This is a genomic window from Pseudanabaena sp. BC1403 (genome assembly GCF_002914585.1).
Taxonomy (GTDB): Bacteria; Cyanobacteriota; Cyanobacteriia; order Pseudanabaenales; family Pseudanabaenaceae; genus Pseudanabaena.
In genome coordinates this window covers 1-20,246 of the sequence record NZ_PDDM01000030.1, presented here as the reverse complement: position 1 = coordinate 20,246, position 20,246 = coordinate 1, and the positions used below count along the sequence as shown (strand labels likewise).

The following is a 20,246-nucleotide window of genomic DNA, read 5'->3' as shown; positions in this document are numbered from 1 at the left end:
GTACCTTAGCCTAATAAAAACTAAAAGCCCACAAAGGTAAAACGCCCGCTAAGCGGGCGTTTTACCTTTGTGGGCTTTTAGGATTCTTTTATCTATGGTGTTGATGGACAGCCAATAGAGATTTCCTTAGTTCTAGGATATTCACTTAGCTGCTTTTGGAAAAGACTAAAATTGAAACTGCGAGGATCGATACGTGAGCCTGAGCGATCGACAATTCTGTGAGTAGTAATTCGCTCTAAGGGCACATCAGTTTTTGCGACTAACCATGCTAGAGATTGATATTGAGGTTCTGTATATCCACTATGGGTATAACCATCATGCATTCCATCTGTAGGCGTTTCTAGAGAAATATGATAGGCAAAGTTATTTACAGAACTTGGATATCGAGGATTAGTTTGGATTGCTTCTTTTCCTACAGAACTTACAAAAACAGAATTCCCTGCACCAAAGGCGCGTTTATCTGGTGGTACAAAGTAAATAATGCTGCCATCCAGTGCAATTAATGCGTGATAGCTAGCTTGATTATCCTCGTCAGTATGGAATTCCTGAAAAAAATTAATGACACTATTAGCAGAGCCTACCGTTTCATGAAGAACAATAATCGGCGGATTATTAGCAGGTTGACCCGATAGATCTTTAAGATAGCGCTCTCCATAGTTAGAAGATGCTGCCAAAGCAACTATTTCTCTAGGGTTATAGGTAATTCCTTTCTGAGAAGAAGTAAGATTTGCTGTAGAGGCTGGTAAAGGTTTCCGAAAGCGCTCTAGGGTGATGGGAGTAGAGGTGAGTGCGGCGGGTAATGACGGCTCAGGTGGATTTGCTGGTGGTTGGTTCTCACAACCTTTCACGGGCGCAAATTGATTGATTTCTGGAGAAAAGTTGATGTTTTGGGCAATTCTTTGCGTAGTTTTTTGAGGGATACTTGGGCGAGTTTCCGTAAACTTGGCATCAGCGATTATCTTTGTTTTAGCTGGTTCTGCTAAGAGAATAAATATCACCAATGTTAGAAAAAAGAAGGCGATCGCTACTAATCGTTTAACTTGCATACTAGGCTAATGATAACTTTGGAACGGCGATACAAAAATTTATAAGCGGAAATTTTAACGGTAGTTTTTATTAAATAAACCACAATATTTCTTTTTAAAGTGTTATGAATTAACACTTTAAAAAGAAATATTGTAGTGAAGAACATTCTGCTTTATGCGCTTCTCTCTCCTAATCATTTTGGCTTAATAATTTGCGGTGGCAAAGGGATAGGTGAAGGAAGAATTCGACTAAAAACAGCGATCGCATATCCTATCAATCCCATAATAGCGATCGTTAAACCGATCCAAATGCGACTGCGGTTTTGCTGCGCTTGCTTTATCTGCTGTTTTACCTGAGTCTGGCGCTCAGTTTGGATCTCTTTGGTTAGCCGATCGAGCTCATCGAGGCTATGCAAAATTGCATCACAATCAGATGGGCGATCAACTGGTCTTTTTGCAATCAGTTTGTCTAATAGCTGAGCAAAATTACCGGAAATCTGTGGAGCCGATTCGCGCCAATGGTATATATCTGTATGTGAATCATGCAGATTGAGAGGATAAGTACTAGTAACTAAATGTAAAAAAGTCATACCTAAAGAATAGAAATCAGACTGAGGAATCGCAAAACCACGTTCTTGCTCTGGAGAGGTATAACCAGCAGAAGAGATTTTTGTGACACCGCCGACACTACCGATTTTAGCTAGATAGGTATAGGTTGCTTCCCTTGCAGTGCCAAAGTCAATCAGAGCAAGCTTGCCCGATGGTCTGAGCATAATATTTGAAGGCTTGATATCGCGATGGAAATAGCCCTTTTGATGCACAATTTTCAATACTCGTACGATTTGCTTCAACCATCCGATCGCCATTTTCTCTGAGAGTCGATTATGGCTATAGATCCAATCATGGAGATTCATTCCTTCAATTTTTTCCATAACAATGCCGTATAGCTTTTTTTTGTCTGGTAAATAATGATGGATATAAGCATCAATTTTGGGTAATCCTGTGGAATCAATTTGCCCTAACAAAAAAGCTTCTTGTTCAAAAAGCTCGACGGTTTTCGGCTGATCGTTAAATTCAGGTTTGAGGATTTTAAGTACCTTAGGATGCTGATTGGCATCTTCAACTTCGTAGATTGTCCCAAATCCACTTTTATCGCTGAGTAATCTCTTGACAGCATAAGCACGATCGATGAGTAATTCGCATCCACATTGTTGGCATAACTCTGTGGTGTCTAGATTTTGGCTATTGCAGTTTGGATTGATACAAAGTCGCATAATCAAGCTTCGTTTGCGGCAAAAGCATTATAGCGCCAAAAAAGTGTGCCCACACTTTTGATAGAGGTATCCTAACTCCTGACCTGTAAAAAATTTCAAATCTTGCCAAATAAGGGTTCTTATACTTTAGTTTTGGGGCTTACAATTAAGTTGAGTTCAAATAAATCAAATAATAGTTTAAATAATTAGTTCTATGGAAATATTGTCAGTGCCGACAGAGGTTTGTACTCTTTATCCTGAAAGCACTTTGGGCAAAATATACCTAGATTGGATTCCCCAGCCTGGTGATCATATTGATTTAGAAGGTAAAACCTACACGATCTTAGAACGCCGCCATCGATATCAGTTTCGTAGGGGTAAATACAACTTATTTAGAGTTTTAGTCTATGTCCAACCTGCACCAGAAAATTTGGAGAGAAGTCTGAGCAATGGGCGTTGGGTGATTGGAGATAGTAATTGTCGATATAACGCTGGCTCAGAAATGATTCGCTGTGCGGTAAATCCTAACGGCCCATGTCAAGGTTGTCGCTTTTGGGAAGCATAAAAAAGAGGTTGCTTTGCAACCTCTTTTAGAAATCAAAAAAACAGAGGCAACGCAAAGCGTTGCCTCTGTTTTTTGGTTTATTAGAATTGAACGCCTACACCTGCTTGGAGCGAAGTGCCTGCTGAGCCATTACTCTGACCATTAAATGGAATTACAGCGTTGCTGTAAAGTAGAACGCGCTTGTTAATGCTAACTTCTACCCCAGGTTGCAAAGCGAAAGCAGTTTGATCGCCTGTTAAGCTGCCATTCCCGCCAACTTTAAACGATGCACCAGCCCCAAGATAAACATTAGCGCGATCGCCCACTGGTAAGTCATAGGAAACAGTAGGAACAACGGAAGTACCACCATTACCAAAGAGAACAGAACTTCTAGCAGAAATTGGCACGCCATCAAACTTATAGCGACCCGCTAAGTTTGCGCCAACTACAGAAGGATTTGTGGCAAAGCTTTGGAGTGAAATCCCAGCTCCAACATAGCTACCAGGTAATGTTACTTCTTCGGCTGAGGCGATCGCACTAAAAGAGGTAAGAACAGAAGTAGCGATCGCAATACCTAAAGAGATTTTTGTAAGAGATTTCATGAGCTTGATTTCCTGCATTGTTTTGCTGTGTGAGATGACTCTTTTGACTGGTGAGAATTAGCATTGTTCCCATTGTTCCTTGTACCCTAAAAACTGCTTAAGCTCTTTCTGTGTCTAGGTTTTAACTTCTTGGATGGGGTTCTATCTCTAGACAATCATGCTAATGGGTGACCCATATCAAAGCAAATCTGCAACAAAAAAGAGAAGTGGAGCTAGGCTCCACTTCTCTTTTTTGTGAGTGATGAGAGAGGCGGTGCGAAGCACCGCCTCTCATGTGTTGTTTTTTAATAACTTCCTGCTATGGCAATTTCACGTAGCTCTAAATCACAACTACGCCAAACTTGACCATCAAGAGCCGTTTGCTCGATCAGACTGGCAAGACGCAAGGTCTTTAGAGCCTGATCGCCACCAACTGATGGCTGTTGCGTATCGCGGACACAATTCACAAAATGCTCTAGCTCAGCATGAAGCGGCTCGATATTGCTGGTGTGAACTTTTTCGATAAAGCCATCTTGACGATAGAGGACTTGACCATAATCAGTTGTCCAGTTAGCCGTAGTTTGGCGATAAATCAAAATTTCGTTATTTAGAAAATCAGACTCAGTCAGTGAATTTGTGCAATGAGCCGTAATTTTACGTTTCTTACGATGTGTAACCTTGCTAGACGTTAGAGTCGCAATTACACCATTCTCAAAACCAATAGTTGCAGTCACATAGTCAAGGTATTCAGACTCAGGAGATACACGATTGCCATGAGCAGAAACACGCACGATTGGCGAAGCAACTAACTCCAGAATGATGTCTATGTCGTGGATCATTAGATCAAATACGACCGATACATCATTAGCCCTTTGCGAATAGGGACTCATGCGATCGGCTTCGATCGCCAAAATTGTCTCATGCTTTAAAACTTTACTCAGCTCTTGAAATGCAGGATTAAACCTTTCGATATGCCCGACTTGGAGAATTCGATTGTAGTCAGAGGCAGTTTTAACTAGGGATTCAGCTTCTTCAATTGTGGCAGCGATCGGCTTTTCGATGAGGACATGAACTCCCGCTTTGAGGCAAGTTGTGCCGACATCATAATGTAACCTTGTGGGCACTGCGATACAAACTGCATCGACCAGTGGTAAAAGGTCGTGGTAATCCTCAAAAAAAAGTACACGATGTTTGCTAGCAGTATCACGTCCACGTTCTACGCTTACGTCAGAAACGCCAATAAGTTCCGCATCTTTAAGTAAGCTGAGCACCCTTGCATGATGCTGCCCCATATTACCGATACCTATAACACCAACCCTGATGGGATCGTGGAAATTACGATTGGGGCTCATACTCCTCACAGCTTAGTAAACGCGCTCAGTTTGTCCAAAATCGTAACATGGATGCATAACGCTTGCGCGTTGGCTAAAACCAAATAGTTTTTAAAAGCCTTGCTTTGCAAGGCTTTTAAAAACTTTAAAGAGGTCTTAACCTGTATTTCTCATACCTGCGGCGATGCCATTGATAGTGAGTAGTGCACCGCGTAAGAGTTCGTTCTTAGAGTAACGCGATCGCAAATCTACTGTATCAGGACGATGTTGGCGTAAGCGCTTGAGCAAAGATGCTTGGATAAAACCAAGCGGCACGATCGAGCCATTACGCAACTGTACAGACCGTTGCAGATCGCGATCGCTATCAAGAATTTGCTTTTGTCCTGTAATTGCTTGGATGACCTTCCGAGTGCGTTGATATTCCTCTTGTATTTCCGCAAATATGTCTGTAAAGGCTTCTTCATGCCCTTCTTTGGTAAGCTCACGCATATAATGATGCGCGATCTGCAAATCAGTTTTAGCAAGCGTCATCTCGACTCGCGAAATTGCGGTTTTAAAGAACGGCCATTTGCTATAAAAATATTGCAACAGTGATAAATGACCCTCAGGATTTTGTTGGAGAAACTCCTCAAGGGCTGCTCCGATGCCATACCAAGATGGCAGTAAAAATCGGCTCTGCGTCCAACTAAACACCCAAGGAATCGCCCTTAAACTGCCTAAGTCTCTCTTGCCTGCACGCCTTGCAGGACGTGAGCTAATTTGAAGCTGGCTGATTTCTTCGATCGGTGTGACCTGATGAAAAAATTCAACGAGATTAGGTTGCTCGTAAATAAGATGGCGATAAACTTGGCGCGATCGCACCGAAATTTCTTCCATCGTATCCAGCCAGCAGTCAAGAGTGTCAGTACTGCTAGGTAATAAAGCCGCTTGGATGACTGCCGCTGCAATCGTCTCTAGATTATAAAGAGCTATTTCGGGCAAAGAATATTTTGAGGCAAGTACTTCACCTTGCTCAGTGATCTTGATTCTTCCTTCGATACTGCGTCCTGGTTGAGCCAAGATCGCTTCATAGGTGGGCCCGCCGCCACGTCCGACCGAGCCACCACGACCATGAAACATGCGGAGATCGACTTGATATTTTTGGCAAACATCTTGAAGCGCACGTTGCGCCTTATAAATTTCCCAGTTGCTGCTTAAAAAGCCTGAATCTTTGTTGCTATCTGAGTATCCAAGCATTACCTCTTGCAGATGTGTGTGGCATTCTAGATAAGCACGGTAAAGAGGCAGCTCAAATAACTCGGTCATAATGGGCGGAGCGCTGCGTAAATCCTCGACTGTCTCAAACAAAGGTGCGATGCTGAGCGAACCCATACCTGTTGCAGGATCGTAAAGTCCTGCCTCTTTAGCCAGCAACAATACTTCGAGAATATCGCTGACACTACGGTTCATACTGATCACGTAGTTGTTGCAAATAGCGACTGAAAATTCTTGTTGAACTTTGGCAACCATCCGAAATGTCTCAATAATTTCGTTAGTTTTGGCACTAAAGTTTAACTTGGCGGGAATCATCGGGCGACGAGTTTTGAGTTCTTGGGTTAACCATGTCACCTTTTCGACTTCAGTGAGTTCGTCATATGACTTGTCCAAAAGCTGAAGTGCTTCGGCAATTTCTGCGATCGTGTTGCTATGTTGGGTGCTCTCTTGTCGAATATCAAGGTGGGCAAGATGAAACCCATAGACATCAACTTGCCGAATCAGGTTTTCAAGAGGCTTGGGATTGAGTTTTGTCTCGACTAAACTTGCTTGAACTAGTTTTAACTCTGCCAAAAATTCCGAAACATGGTTGTAGAGCTGATGTTCTTGACCTTTGGTAGATAGCTCCATTTCTGAAGCTTGCCAACCGCTATGGCGCAATTGTTGGTTGCGATCGCGAGTACGGACGAGACGCTCGCGTACATAGGCTAGCTTGAGGCGATAAGGCTCTTGGCGGAATTTGAGCGAATATTTTTCGTAAATTTCAGGTAAATAAATTTGATCGTCCCCAAGGGAGTCGAGCAATTCTTGGGACACATCACTGAGACTTTGCGATAGTGACAGCAGGCGACTAAGGCGCTCAACGGATTTAATATATTTGTTAAGGACGAGATTTCTCTGGTAGCAGGCGGTTTGCCATGTTACTTCGGGAGTGACATAGGGGTTACCATCACGATCGCTACCCACCCATGAGCCAAAGTTACAAAAACTGTAGCGCGGTAGAGTTAACTTAGGGAAAGTAGCCGAAATAGCCGAAGCAATGCGATCATAAAGTACGGGGATCGCATCAAATAAGACTTCTTCAAAATAGTGCAATGTATAGTCAGCTTCGTCTAAAACTGTGGGCTTGATTTGATTTAACTCATCAGTACGCCACCAGAGTCGAATTTCTTCAGCTATCTGCTCTTGAAGTGCTGTGGCTTCCCAGCTTAAGGCGATCGCCTGTGGTGCGATTTCATCACCCTTAACCCCAATGAGTCGATCGAGTTCCTTGAGCATCTTCGCGATCGTGCGCTGCTTCTCCCGAATTGTATGCCTCACAATTTCGGTAGGGTGGGCGGTAAATACGAGACTGATATCAAGATTATTTAGGACTTTCTGGATTTGTCTTGGTGGCACATTTAGCTTTTTGAGTTCAGGAAAGAGCCAACGAAATGTACCGACAGGGTATTCGGCTTCGCTATTGATCGGGCTGATCCGATGGATGCTAGTTTGCTCTTGCTCATGATCTTGCTCAACAATATTAATTAGTTGAAAAAACAAAGCAAATGCACGAGCAGCTGTAGTTGCTTGCTGTAAATCCAAGCTTTCGACTACTTTTAAGACTTCTTGGGCAGGATATTCAGGCGCTTGTCCTTCTGGCGAACACATAGCCCGTAATTGTCGCAATAAATCGACTAATTCTTGACCGCTTTCTCTTAATAGGACTGATTCCCACAGATCCTCTACGAGTTTGAGACGATATCGTAGACGGGAATTGGCGGCACGCAGATCGCTCTCTAAATTAACTATCTGTACTAATGACGCTGACAGTGCTGCTGGGGAACTCATCCAACTTTCTCCAAAATTTTCTTTCTAAACCAAAATTTTCCCACTTTAAGATGCACTCTTCTGTTGCCCAAATTGCAATTAACAACTGGTGTAGTTACAGAATTTGGAACCTTAAGCAGGAAGCAAGCGTAAAATCTCTATTCTTTTCTATACCATACCAGCCTAACTGTTTGTTATTTGCAACCTTTTTCGTAGAGACCTGCGCTTTTTTCCTGTCTAGATGTTGACTATATCGCGAATCTCCAATTAGCAAGAACAAAAAAGGAGTTTCGACGTTTCGCGCCGTGACTTCTTTTTTGTTCTTGCGGTTGCCCTAACCTGAATCGAGATCGCTATAGTTAAAAATATCTGTGATTTTGCAATATTTCTTTACAAAATATTGATAATAGACATTAGAACTATAAAAAATACTTTAAAAAGTAACTTAACTAATGTTTGATGTGCTGATTGTGGGTGCGGGAATGGTGGGTGCGAGCTTAGCCTGTGCGCTAGGTGATAAGAATTGCTCAGCAAACCGCAATCTCAAGGTGGGAATTATTGAAGGCAATGGTAATTTCTTGCGTGGAGAATTTACCGCTGATGGTCGTGCTAGTGCGATCGCCTATGGTTCAACCCAGATTTGGCAAAATATTGGTGTTTGGGGTGGTATGCAGCAGCGAGGTGTAACCCCGATGCATACTATCCAAATCTCAGAAGGGGATTTGCCATATCAAGTGCAGTTGCGTCGTGAAGATATGGGGCAAGAAGCATTAGGCTATATTGTCGAAAATGCGGTGACTTTGGCTTCGCTTTGGGAATTTGCACGGGAATGCCAAAATTTAGAATTAATTTGTCCAGCCAAAATCTTAGATATCGAGCATGTCCCCGATCGCGATGTCATGCGTGTAAAAATCAGTTCCGAAATCGGCGAACAATGTTTGGAAACCAAATTATTAGTTGGTGCAGATGGTGGGCGATCGCAAGTTCGGCAACTTGCCAATATCGAGATATCAGAGCGTCTCTACGCGCAAACCTGCATTGTCACCACGATCAAATCTGAAAATCCCCATCAAAATTTTGCCTATGAGCGTTTTCAAGCAAGTGGACCCTTTGCGATTTTGCCATTGGGTAGCGATCACGCTTGTATCGTTTGGACAGCGACCAAAGAAGAAACCCCGATTTTATTAGCCCTTGATGAAGCGACATTTTTGAAAGAGTTGGCTAAACGCTTTGGTGTGCCCCTCATGGAAAAGCTCGGGAATATTACTGTGATATCAAGCGCTCGCTCTAACTATTCTCCCCGTTGGATGCATAGCCAAACTTATATTCAACCGCGATTAGCCCTAATCGGTGATGCAGCTCATACTACTCACCCGATCGCAGGGCAGGGGATGAATCTCGGTATTCGTGATGTTAATGCCTTAGCTAATGTTTTGAAAGCTGCCCATCAAAATCATGAGGATTTGGGGGCGATCGCAGTTTTAAAACGCTATCAATCAAAACGTAAGTGGGATAATTTAGGCGTAATTTTGCTTACGCATATATCTAACATCCTATTTTCTAACCATAACTGGTTCTTTAAAGTATTACGCCGCTTTGGTTTGCTGCTTTTGCAAATCTCCCCACTCAAACGCATTTTGATGTATTTCATGATGGGCTTACATCAGGTCTAAAACTTAAGTGTGAGCTAAAGAAGCCAACTATTATTAATCAATGACTACTGTCATAAATTTTTAGCTGGAGGGTTTGCGATTATAAAATCTATGTATACTAGTCAATGTCTCTAGAATTAAACGAATTAGAGAGTGCCTTTCGTGGGGAATACACTTTAGACTAAGTATATCCTCATGGCACAATTTAAGAAATTTCCCGTGAATTTTGAGCTAACCGAACACGCAAAATTAAGGATTAGCGATCGCCAAATATCCTTGCATTGGATCGAGATGACGTTACTCTCACCTCAGAAAGTTGAATTAGACTCTAATAGATCCTGATTTACGACATGCTCTATTAACGATTGCTGATTACAACAATAGGGTTTTGCGGGTCATTTATAATGTGAAAGCCGCCCCTAATAAAGTTGTCTCAGTGTATTTTGATCGAAAAATGCGAGGGAAATTATGAGAGTCGAATATGACCCAATCGCTAATGCTGCTTATATCCGTATGCGAGAAACTGACATTGTGGAGTCAGAAGAAGTTGCTGATGGAGTTATTTGTGACTTTGATGAGCAAAACAAGATAGTTGGTGTTGAAATTTTAAGTGTTAAACAAAGAACTCCTAATCAGATTAAAAACATAATTTTTCCTTTTAATGAACAAGATAAGAAAAATCTGCGAGATTTGTTTAGTATTTTTTCTCTCGCTTTTTAGTGATCTGATGTAATATGTTGCTCGCAAATTTATCAACCCAATTGACACCGCAATTAATTTCGCCTGAAAACTTTCAGCCCTATGGTCAGGTAATTTTTCCCACTGATGATGGCAAACAATTTGATCTTGAAGATGCTCAGCTATCTTTGTCAGGAATTCCTCGCTTTTACATCATGCGCTTAGGCAAAGCTGGTATCAAATTTCATAGCTTTGCGCGTCATCAAAAATGTACTCAATGCTTAGGCTCTCTTGGTGGTAAAGAATGGTTCATGGCGGTCGCCCCAGCCGTATCACCCGATCGCATTAATTTAGAGCAAATCGCTGCTTTCCGGATTTCAGGCAATTGCTTTATTAAATTAGATTTAGGTACTTGGCACGCTGGCCCCCTTTTTGAGGATGAATTTATTGATTTTTACAATCTGGAATTGCATGACACCAATATCAATGATTATGAAGTTTGCAATTTACGAAAACTTTATAACTTGAATTTTGAATTAACTGTAGTAAAGTAAAACCCAGAAAGTTGAAAAGTTAAACAGCGTCCCCTCAACTCTTACTCCCTAAGTCCCCAAGCAACTGTGAAACTCCTTCAGATTTTTCAGGTATTTCCATTTTTTGATCGCACCGTCGATAAATGGGCAACAGAAGCTCGTCTCCTGCGATGGCTGACTTTTTTGTGGTTATTTGCTGGACTAGCAGTTCTTTTTTCAGCATCCTATCCCGTTGCGGATGCAGCCTTTAAAGACGGTACGCTTTATTTCAAATATCAATTGGCTTGGGCTGTGATTGGCTTGTTGATCTTTAATGCGATCGTGCATTTGCCATTAAAGTTCATGCTCAAAATTAGCCCGATCTTTTTGTTCATTATTCTGGCGATGCTCTATGCAACTCATATTCCAGGTTTAGGGACAACTCGCAACGCTGCGACCAGATGGCTATCGGTGGGTTCGAGTTCATTTTTATTGCAGCCATCGGAGCTAATCAAGCCTTTTCTAATTTTGCAAGCAGCCCAACTGTTTGGTAATTGGAATCGCACGCCTTGGAAAGTGCGAGTTGGTTGGCTACTCGTGTTTTTGTTAGTACTAGGCGGCATTTTGATGCAGCCTAGCTTGAGTGTGACCGCACTTTGTGGGATTACGCTGTGGTTGATTGCTTTGGGGGCTGGATTGCCAAGTCTACAACTTTTGGGGACTGCGGCTATAGGTACTTGTGTTGCAGTAGTTAGTGTCACTTTTCGCGAATATCAACGCAGGCGGATTATGTCATTTCTCGATCCTTGGCAAGATCAGGCGGGCGATGGCTATCAATTGGTGCAAAGCTTAATGGCGATTGGTTCTGGCGGTCTATGGGGAACTGGGTTTGGCTTGTCCCAGCAGAAGCTGTTTTTGCCGATTCAATATACTGATTTTATTTTTGCGATTTTTGCTGAAGAATTTGGCTTTTTTGGTGGCATTTGTTTGCTCATACTAGTGATGATTTATGGCACTATTGGGCTGTCGGTGACATATAAGTGCAAAGATCCTGTGGTGCGCTTGATTGCTCTTGGTTCTACATCATTAATTGTGGTGCAAGCAATTTTGAATGTGGGTGTGGCTACAGGTGTTTTGCCAACAACTGGTTTACCTTTTCCTTTTTTGAGCTATGGTGGTAGCTCGACGATATCTTGTTTATTTATTGCAGGTCTGCTGATTCGTGCGGCGCGTGAAATGTCTGCGGCGGATGTAATTCAATTTCCTAGGGGAAATGGCGATCGCAATGATCTCAAAACTAAGCAACAAGAAAAAATAGAAGCTTCACGGCGGCGATCGCCAGTATAAAAAAAGGAATCGCGAAGCGATTCCTTTTTTTATACTGGCGATCGCGATAGTCTCTACAATGTTTAAGAAACGCCACTTTAGCTAGCTATTTTTACTGATGTCTGAACCCGATCTAAACTCGACCGCTGGCTATTTAGCAGTTTTGCGTAATCGTCAATTTTTGGCATTGTGGCTCGCCCAAATATTGGCTCAGTTAGTTGATAAAGTTGTCCTGATTTTGCTGATTGCCCTTGCTGTCGCTGATGGCGGTAGTGATGTGAATACGCGAGAATCATCAATCATGATTGCTATGACCTTGCCTGCGGTATTTCTGGGTTCAATCGCGGGTATTTTTGTTGATTGGCATCCAAAACGCGAAGTCTTAATTTTGTGTAACTTTTTGCGGGGGGCTTGTATCTTTGCGATTCCGTTTGCGCCTCGCTCATTAGCTGTATTACTGCTGTTTACCTTTCTTATTTCTACCCTTACCAATTTTTTTGCTCCTGCTGAGCAGTCCGCGATCCCTTTAATCGTTCCCAAGAATGATCTCCTAGCTGCCAATGCTCTTTTTACTATTACGGAAGTGGGATCACTGATTGTCGGATTTGCGATCGGCGCACCATTATTAGCATTTACGCTCCATCTTTTTCCTGAAGCCACATCTTATAGTCGTGAAGTTTTACTAGGTAGCTTGTACATCATCTCTGGCTTATTTTTGTTTGCTTTGCCCAAAGATGAGATTATCCATCCTAAAAAAGTAGGTTCAGGAATATGGACTGACTTAAGAGACGCTTTTCAATATGTGCGCCATAATCATTTGATCGGTGGAGCAATGTTACAGATGATTTTGCTATATGCAGTTCTTGGTGCAATGCAAAAATTATCACTTAATCTTGCTGAAGTTGTAACTGGTAATCGCGAAGAATTTGGCTCTTTTGTCGCATCGGTTGGTTTAGGCTTAGCAATTGGAGCATTTATTTTAGGCAAATTTGGCAAGCGATTTGCCCATAGACCTTTGCCTTTCATTGGTTTTATTGGTATGGCGATCGGTTTGTTGATGTTTGCGTTTGTGTCTAATCAGTGGGTTGCTTGGCTAATTGGAACTTTTATTGGTGTTAATGGCGCTTTAATTGTTATCCCCATGCGTACAGCGATTCAAGAACACACACCTGAGAATATGCGAGGAAAGGTGTTTGGTCTATTAAACAATGGCGAAAATATAGCTGCGAGTTTGCCCCTTGCTGTGATTGCTGTATCTTTAGACTTTTTAACAAATGTGTTTGGTAAACAAAATGGTGGTAAACAGCAAATTGGTTTTCAAATAGTATTAATTGTTTTTAGCTTGATTGTATTTGGGCTTGGTTCTTGGGCTTGGAAAAGAACCAAGAAAGCATTATCAAATGTTCTATAGCTGTAGCCATTCTAAAACCCAAAAAGTGTGAGGCGGCGCTCCACGCCGCCTCACACTTTTTGGGTTTTTATTTGTCCTTACAGTCAAATAAAAAAGGGCACTTTGCGCCCTTTTTTATTTATTTAGCGATCGCCTCTTGAACAATATTGGCAAGTTCACCTCGTTGGCTTAGCTCCATGACAATGTCGCAGCCACCAACAAATTCACCACCAACATACACTTGCGGAAAAGTCGGCCAGCTGGAAAACTCCTTCATGCCCATGCGTAAATCGTTATCTTCAAGAATATTTACAGTTTCGTAAGGATGTCCTAATGCATTAAAAGTTTGCACAACTGCTGCCGAAAATCCACATTGAGGCTGTTGCGGAGTTCCTTTGATGTAGAGCATGATTTTATTATTATTAATCTGACTCTCGATCTTAGTTTGCAAAATAGGGCTAAGCATATTAGTTAGGTTGATTCAGTTGTGAATAAATTTACTATTGCTACTATAGCAATCGTCATAATGCTTAGGTCAAATTAACCCCAAAAAGGAAAAATAGAGCTAATCGCTATTTTTCCTTTTTATTAAAGTAAAAGGGAGCGCACTGCGCTCCCTTTTACTAAATATACTCAGACATCGTGCTTTGCTCGCCAAGTTGGATAATCAGCCCTAGGTGATCTCAAGCATTCTTCTACAGCTTCAGCAACATTGCGCCATGTAATATCATCCCTGCCGAGTAATTCGCGTAATTGCACCAAAGATTCTTCTAGCTCAACATTGAACTTCTCAAAAGGTAAAGGGGATAAAGATCTTTCGGGTGCTTGAACTACTTTAGTCAAAGCTTCCTTGACAATACTGATAATTTGACTAGTCATCTCAGACTTGACTCTTTGTCGCAAATTTTGTAATCCGCGACGACTGGTAGCATACATGGGTGGCAAACGATTAAGGACATATGCCGCCACATCATCGATATTAACTTTCTGCTGAACAGTTTCATCTAGGCGTTGGGCACGGCGCTCAACGATCGCATTCACAAGGCTTTCAAGAATATTGCTATAACGATAGATAGTTCCCGACATGTAAGACTCAAAGTCTTTCATCTCGGTTGAGATATCTTTTTCGGTTCTAGCGACCTTAGATGCTGAAGGCAAAATTGCCGTTGATTTCCGACGTACCGCATAACTGCGGGCTAAAAGAGAATTGCGTCGATCTAAGCTGACATATGAGCCATTAGAAAGGCTCTGATAGTATCCTGAATCCAAAGCATCTCTAACAATCTCAGGGACATCTTTCCACTTGAGATAATCCTTGCTAAATAATTTGCGTAACTTAAAAAGCGATCGCGCCTGACTAATCAGTTCATGTTCAGGAATCGGATCGCTTTGTCTTAAGACATCACTCTGTGTACTTAGAAATCCATTGCGCACTGTTTTAGTGATCGCAGATCCTAATTCTTGCTCAGCTCTCTTGCGCTGCTGTACCCATCCGCGCTGAGTAGTTGCATACATTGGCGGTAAGCGATTGAGAGTATAAGCGATTACTTCACTAAGATCGACACGCTTTTTTACATCAGCACCTAAGCGTTTGTATTGTGCTTCTGATTCTTCGATGACTAATTCTTCTAGTGCATTTCTACAACTGCTCATAGGAAATATTCCATTTTGAGTATTTTAGATGTGCTGATTACAGCGTAATTTAATCTTATAAGGGTATAAATCTATCACAAAATCAATAATTCTAAATGTGAAATTGATGTTGGTTTTCGGTAGTGTAAACGATACTACAACTATTATACAAAGCAAAAAAATAAAGGTGTAGCAAAGCTTCACCTTTATTTTTTTGCTTTTGATTTTTTCTAGATATCTTTGAACTTAGAAATCATTAAGACCTGTTTCTGGAATCGTTGTTTTTGATAAGCCAGCGATCGCCCGTAAATTTTGGCAACGGATTAATTCTGTGAACTCAGGTGTATTTCGCCCCATTAACTTTGCCGCCGCAGGAATAGCTTCAAGGAGTGCTCTAGCTGCCTCGGATTCTCCATAACCACGTTTTTGGGCGACATCAAGTGCTTCACTATCAGCTTGTAATTGTATCTGTGAGCTTTTGTTTTTACGTAAAATCTGATTGATGCCGATAGTGCCTAATAATAATGCGATCGCTATGCCAGTGACATCTCCTTGGACTGCTTCTACAACTCCTCCTACAAAAGCGGCAGCAGCAATACCTTGATACGCACCTGTTTGTAGCCATTTAGTCTGTTGTCGCCAGCTTACCTCATGCAATAACAACATATCTCTCTGGGCTTCAGGTAATTGTCGCCATAGCCGAAAATTGATATTTACTTGAGTCCCTTTTTGCCAAGGTAAAATTTGTAAGCTTGAGACTGGCTCAATTTGCTCAGGCTTAGATTTGATTGATGTTGCCATCCGCCAAGAAGCAGGCAATAGATCTCGCAAGCGAGCAATTTCTTCGTTAATGTTCATAATATAATTTAGCTCCTCCTTACCTTAGAAATCTATGAGCGAAACCCATGAGTAATAATCTAACCATCGCTGATGCTGAGCGCATTCTCTGGGAACTAAGCGACTTAGATCGAGAATCGGCAACTTCAGAACGGCGATCGCAGATCTGCGAAGCCCTAGATTTCTTGACGAAACAAGCCGATTATCACATTTTTGGGATCTGTGCTGACACCACAGCCGAAGCTTTGCAAGCTCTGCAAAATTATGCTGCTCATTTTCGTTATGAGTTACCTGACGCAGACTTACCTGTGATCGCAGATGGCGTATATCTAAAATACAATCCTCGCAGTCGTCGATACCATTCTGACAATTACAAAGGTACTTATCGAGGAGTATTGCTATCTCTGCACACCGATTTTACTGATGGCTATAGCGGCACTCACGGACATTTTCCTTTAGATCTCTTTTAAACAAAAGGGGCGCAAAGCGCCCCTTTTGTTTAAAAGACTTCAGTTGTAAAACTACCGTGCAATCCGTAAGGTACATGATGCTTTAGATGTAATGTGGCTAGAGGGTTACCCGTAATATTTTGAGCATCTAGTATTACCAAATCTGAGCGATTATGTTCTGCATCAAAAATTAAGGTCAGAATCCAGCCATCGTCCTCAGCACTATCGTCATTGCGATCGCGGGGTACAAAAATCGGCTCACTAATAAACCCGCGTGGCGCAAAACTATGGAATTCTTGCTTACCAGTTTCCATATCGACTTTGGCGATCGCTTGTAAAGGTGCGTTGCCAGATTCTTTCGCGATCGCGCCAATATAGGCATAACGATGTTTTTGCCCGACACAACGGGGATGAACCACAGGAAACTCGCAAGATCTCTCTAAGATCATTTCGCGCTTTACCGTTCCAAGTTTGGGATTAATCGTAAATCGATATAACTGCCCTGCAATCACCTTGTCAAAATCAATATTCCGAAAATCTGTATTTGGTTCCAACTTTGGATAGTCAGGATAGCAAACCGAATCCAAAATGATTTCATCGCCTTGTTCATAGGCATTACAGTGATGAAATACAAAACAAGGATCGGTTTCAATGGTTTGCAGATTGCCTTGGCGATCGATCAGCAAAAACTGACTAGGAGCATTAGGCTTTAATTCAATACATTCGCCTGCCGTCGCTAACCCCAACATAAATGGCAAAGGTTTAAAAGACACAGGATTTTGCATGAAAATCCGATAGTTTGGCATATAGGCAAAATCATGCAAGAAACAAAATCCTGAAACTTTGACCTGAGATTCTGTCGCTAACTTGCCCTCATCTGTCACCTGATAAATCGAAATTGTAGATTTTGGTCCTGGCTGCACCCCAAAGCCCCACAAATCTCCAGTGCGATCGTCCTTTCTTGGATGCGCTGTAAATACTTGCCCCGCCGCTAACTTCCCATCAAAAGTTTCTTGACCCAAAGTATCCAAACTTTGAGGATTAAGTGAATAAGGACGTGCCGCTTCCCACAAAGCTAATAACTTCCCGCCCTGATACACCACATTTGTATTAGCAACATTTTTATTCCGCAAATCAAAAATGTTACTTAGCCATCCACCAGCCTTTTGTGTGCCGAATACGCCCCGATATAAAATTTTGCCTGCTTTCTGCTCAGCAATAAACTCAGGTGTTTTTACAAATTGATTTGCAAAATGTGCCTTGCCATCTTTAAATGTGATCGCGCAGACCATGCCATCACCATCAAAGGGGTGTCCATATTTCTGCCCGTTAATATCAAGCTGTCCAGGCCCATTCCGAAATAAAGTGCCCTCTAGCTCTAGCGGTATTTGTCCCTCGATTTCATCGATCCAATAAGCCTGCTCAGTTCGCAGTGACTCATATCCCTTTTGCCAATCTTCTCGCGAAAAAGTCGTCGATGCAGCCTGAACCATAAATATTTATAAATAAATTTCCTCTATTGTAACAATTTCGTCACAATTGCGACCCAGAGTAAGAAAGAAAAGACATCACAAAGTGATGTCTTTTCTTTCTTACTCTGGGTCGAACTGATTATGAATCTTTCGAGGGATTAGAGATTTCTTTTAAGGATTTCCCCATCTCTTGCTCCGATTCACTCAGCGACCAACGATAAGAAACCTGAATACCGTGATACACGCACAGATCTTCAACCTGCTTTTGTAATGCAAAAGCCTTGCGGAGATTAATAATGGCAGCCTGAAGATGCTCTCTCGAAACATTCATCTTTGTTGCCATGTGCGGTTGCTTCATCTCATTGTGCAGAGCTGGTAAGGTCTGACGCTCCAGCAACTGTAGCAGAAGCTCGTAGTGAATATGGGATGGAACAGGAAGTGAACTCACAAATACCTCGATCGGTGCAAAACCAAAATTAAAACTTGGCTGTATATTTAGGTTGAGTTTTGGCAGCTACTGCACTAAACACCTCAAGAAACTATTTGAGATGCATAGCGTCAAGCTCGGCATATCCAAGACTTAAAAATTTGAGACTTAAATAAATTGTAGAGGATAAATTTATGTCATTTTCACGGACATCTCTGAGACTTGCATTTCTTTTTACTTTTGGATTATCTCAAATTGTCACACTAACTGACCTAGCGATCGCGCAAAATTCTAATCCAGCTAGTTCAACCACTCTGCAAATCGCTCAAGCAAACACCGTTATTTTTGTCTCTGCTAACGGTTCAGACTCTAACTCGGGGGTCTCGGCTGATCAGCCATTGCGATCATTAACTGCCGCTCTCAATAAAAATCCTCAAAGTGGTGCAATTATTCAATTAGCATCTGGGACTTACTCAGTCGAAACGGGAGAAAAATTCCCCCTCACAATTCCCTCTGGGGTAACTTTACGCGGTAACTCTGCCAACCAAGGTCAAGAAATTATTATTTCTGGGGGTGGAGTTTTTGTCAGTCCCACCTTTGCTCGTCAAAATATTGCCATGCTCGTTGGTAGTGGCTCTCGCATTGAAGGCATCACTATTACCAATAAAAATCCTAGAGGCTATGCTCTTTGGGTTGAGTCAGCCCAAAATGTCACCATCACAAGCAATACCTTTGCCAATTCCACCCATGACGGAGTTTTCTTAACAGGTGCAACTTCCGCCAATGTCAGCAACAACATTTTTACTAAAAATGGTGCAAATGGTCTCTCAGCTCTTGGTACAAGTACAGGAAATATCCAGTCCAACACCTTTGATAATACTGGATTTGGTTTAGCGATCGGGCAAAACTCAAAAGTTGCTGTTATCTCTAATCGCATCGTTAGCAACCGTGGAGGCATCGTTGTCTCGAATCTATCTATGCCTTCATTTCGTAATAATCTCATTGCAAACAATCAAGAAAATGGTCTAGTAATTTTGAAGGATCGCAAGGGACAACCCACTGTAGATCTTGGGACAGATGCTAGCCCTGGTCAAAATATTTTCCAAAATAATAAGCAAACCGATATTAACAATGCCTCTGGAGTCACAGTCGTTGCGATCGGTAACCAAGTCGATCCCAAGCGAGTTCAAGGCTCAGTCAATCTTGTCCAGCCAACTTCCCCAATTACATCCCCATCTACCCCTACAACCCCAACGACTCAAGTCGCTTTTAAAGATGTACCTAATAACTATTGGGCGCAAACTTTTATCCAAGAATTAGCCTCTAGAAATATTATCAAGGGCTTCCCCGATGGCAGTTTTCGCCCCAACGACCCCGTCACCAGAGCTCAATTTGCAGCGCTGCTCAGCCAAGCTATGAACAAGTCAACTATTCGCAGTAGCGCTACTTTTATCGACGTTGCTTCAAATAACTGGGCTGCTACCGCTATTCAAAAAGCCTATACCACAGGCTTTATGTCTGGTTATTCCGCTACTACATTCCGCCCCAATGAAAATATTTCCCGCGTGCAAATTCTTGTTTCCCTAGCTAATGGACTAGGCTACGCCCCAACAAAACCTATTAACACAACCTTGCAAGTCTTCTCAGACGCAAATGCTATTCCTGCCTATGCACGTAACAGTGTTGGTGCTGCAACCGAGAATCGTATGGTTGTCAACTATCCCAATCTAAAACTCTTAAATCCTAATCAACCCGCCACCAGAGCCGAAGTCGCTGCATTCATCTACCAAGCTCTAGTGCGATCGGGGCAGCTAAAAGCGATTTCCTCCGCCTATATTGTCAACCAATAAACTCATCACCTCAATAATTGCGCCAAATTTCCACCGCTAGCAAGAAAATCTTAAAAAAGTTTTAGGCTTAAGAGTGTTGCTTAGCAAGTGATGTAGCGAATTTGAGGAGCTAGCACAAAACAAAAGGAAGAAAGGGGTTGACAAACCTTTATAAGCTTGCTACCTTAGTAAAGCGCTGAAGGGAGCGACGAGCGAAAGCGAAGCGAGCCCGACCTGAAAGGGAG

Annotated in this window: 18 protein-coding genes; 8 read left to right on the top strand and 10 right to left on the bottom strand. The window is 42.1% G+C overall.

Annotated features, from left to right (window positions below):
- Nucleotides 1-92: 92 nt before the first annotated feature.
- On the bottom strand, nucleotides 93-1,046 hold the full coding sequence (locus CQ839_RS20870; RefSeq protein ID WP_103670228.1) for a peptidoglycan recognition family protein: 954 nt from the start codon (nucleotides 1,044-1,046) through the stop codon (nucleotides 93-95).
- Nucleotides 1,047-1,219: 173 nt separating this feature from the next.
- Entirely contained in the window at nucleotides 1,220-2,299 is a 1,080-nt protein-coding gene (locus CQ839_RS20865; RefSeq protein WP_103670227.1) for a serine/threonine-protein kinase, read from the bottom strand.
- A gap of 193 nt (nucleotides 2,300-2,492) precedes the next feature.
- On the opposite strand from CQ839_RS20865, the gene CQ839_RS20860 reads away from it, so the two are divergent.
- Complete coding sequence (locus CQ839_RS20860; protein WP_103670226.1) at nucleotides 2,493-2,843, top strand: DUF6464 family protein; 351 nt, start codon at nucleotides 2,493-2,495, stop codon at nucleotides 2,841-2,843.
- A gap of 80 nt (nucleotides 2,844-2,923) precedes the next feature.
- On the opposite strand, the gene CQ839_RS20855 is transcribed toward CQ839_RS20860, so the two are convergent.
- The 3 genes from CQ839_RS20855 to ppc form a co-directional block, all read right to left on the bottom strand.
- Entirely contained in the window at nucleotides 2,924-3,424 is a 501-nt protein-coding gene (locus CQ839_RS20855; protein WP_103670253.1) for an outer membrane beta-barrel protein, read from the bottom strand.
- Between the two features lie 284 nt (nucleotides 3,425-3,708).
- On the bottom strand, nucleotides 3,709-4,755 hold the full coding sequence (locus tag CQ839_RS20850; protein ID WP_103670225.1) for a Gfo/Idh/MocA family protein: 1,047 nt from the start codon (nucleotides 4,753-4,755) through the stop codon (nucleotides 3,709-3,711).
- Between the two features lie 135 nt (nucleotides 4,756-4,890).
- On the bottom strand, nucleotides 4,891-7,818 hold the full coding sequence (gene ppc / locus CQ839_RS20845) for a phosphoenolpyruvate carboxylase (protein ID WP_103670224.1): 2,928 nt from the start codon (nucleotides 7,816-7,818) through the stop codon (nucleotides 4,891-4,893).
- A gap of 431 nt (nucleotides 7,819-8,249) precedes the next feature.
- On the opposite strand from ppc, the gene CQ839_RS20840 reads away from it, so the two are divergent.
- The 5 genes from CQ839_RS20840 (at nucleotide 8,250) to CQ839_RS20820 (ending at nucleotide 13,376) form a co-directional block, all read left to right on the top strand.
- A complete protein-coding gene (locus CQ839_RS20840; RefSeq protein WP_103670223.1) occupies nucleotides 8,250-9,470 on the top strand; it encodes a UbiH/UbiF/VisC/COQ6 family ubiquinone biosynthesis hydroxylase in 1,221 nt (406 codons plus the stop codon).
- A 447-nt stretch (nucleotides 9,471-9,917) separates the two neighbouring features.
- Entirely contained in the window at nucleotides 9,918-10,169 is a 252-nt protein-coding gene (locus CQ839_RS20835; RefSeq protein ID WP_103670222.1) for a DUF2283 domain-containing protein, read from the top strand.
- Nucleotides 10,170-10,183: 14 nt separating this feature from the next.
- Nucleotides 10,184-10,681: an ureidoglycolate lyase gene (locus CQ839_RS20830; RefSeq protein WP_103670221.1), complete on the top strand. Its 498-nt coding sequence runs from the start codon at nucleotides 10,184-10,186 to the stop codon at nucleotides 10,679-10,681.
- A 66-nt stretch (nucleotides 10,682-10,747) separates the two neighbouring features.
- Nucleotides 10,748-11,986 (top strand): FtsW/RodA/SpoVE family cell cycle protein, encoded by a 1,239-nt coding sequence (locus CQ839_RS20825; RefSeq protein WP_103670220.1) that lies wholly within the window; start codon nucleotides 10,748-10,750, stop codon nucleotides 11,984-11,986.
- A 97-nt stretch (nucleotides 11,987-12,083) separates the two neighbouring features.
- Complete coding sequence (locus CQ839_RS20820) at nucleotides 12,084-13,376, top strand: MFS transporter (RefSeq protein WP_103670219.1); 1,293 nt, start codon at nucleotides 12,084-12,086, stop codon at nucleotides 13,374-13,376.
- Between the two features lie 118 nt (nucleotides 13,377-13,494).
- Here the strand turns inward: CQ839_RS20820 and grxD are convergent, their stop codons facing one another.
- From grxD to CQ839_RS20805, 3 genes are all read right to left on the bottom strand, one after another.
- The gene (gene grxD / locus CQ839_RS20815) at nucleotides 13,495-13,821 is read right to left on the bottom strand and encodes a Grx4 family monothiol glutaredoxin (protein WP_103670218.1); all 327 of its coding nucleotides are present in this window, start codon (nucleotides 13,819-13,821) and stop codon (nucleotides 13,495-13,497) included.
- A 167-nt stretch (nucleotides 13,822-13,988) separates the two neighbouring features.
- Nucleotides 13,989-15,008 (bottom strand): late competence development ComFB family protein, encoded by a 1,020-nt coding sequence (locus CQ839_RS20810; RefSeq protein ID WP_103670217.1) that lies wholly within the window; start codon nucleotides 15,006-15,008, stop codon nucleotides 13,989-13,991.
- Nucleotides 15,009-15,233: 225 nt separating this feature from the next.
- A complete protein-coding gene (locus tag CQ839_RS20805; protein ID WP_103670216.1) occupies nucleotides 15,234-15,845 on the bottom strand; it encodes a DUF3318 domain-containing protein in 612 nt (203 codons plus the stop codon).
- Nucleotides 15,846-15,892: 47 nt separating this feature from the next.
- On the opposite strand from CQ839_RS20805, the gene CQ839_RS20800 reads away from it, so the two are divergent.
- The gene (locus CQ839_RS20800) at nucleotides 15,893-16,294 is read left to right on the top strand and encodes a DUF1824 family protein (RefSeq protein WP_103670215.1); all 402 of its coding nucleotides are present in this window, start codon (nucleotides 15,893-15,895) and stop codon (nucleotides 16,292-16,294) included.
- Nucleotides 16,295-16,323: 29 nt separating this feature from the next.
- Here the strand turns inward: CQ839_RS20800 and CQ839_RS20795 are convergent, their stop codons facing one another.
- Nucleotides 16,324-17,766, bottom strand: a complete 1,443-nt coding sequence (locus tag CQ839_RS20795) for a carotenoid oxygenase family protein (RefSeq protein ID WP_103670214.1) — start codon at nucleotides 17,764-17,766, stop codon at nucleotides 16,324-16,326.
- A gap of 118 nt (nucleotides 17,767-17,884) precedes the next feature.
- Nucleotides 17,885-18,193, bottom strand: coding sequence for a DUF5340 family protein (locus CQ839_RS20790; RefSeq protein ID WP_103670213.1), 309 nt, complete (start codon nucleotides 18,191-18,193; stop codon nucleotides 17,885-17,887).
- A 173-nt stretch (nucleotides 18,194-18,366) separates the two neighbouring features.
- Between CQ839_RS20790 and CQ839_RS20785 the strand changes: the two genes are divergently transcribed.
- Nucleotides 18,367-20,022: a DUF1565 domain-containing protein gene (locus CQ839_RS20785; RefSeq protein WP_103670212.1), complete on the top strand. Its 1,656-nt coding sequence runs from the start codon at nucleotides 18,367-18,369 to the stop codon at nucleotides 20,020-20,022.
- The last annotated feature ends 224 nt before the right edge of the window (nucleotides 20,023-20,246 follow it).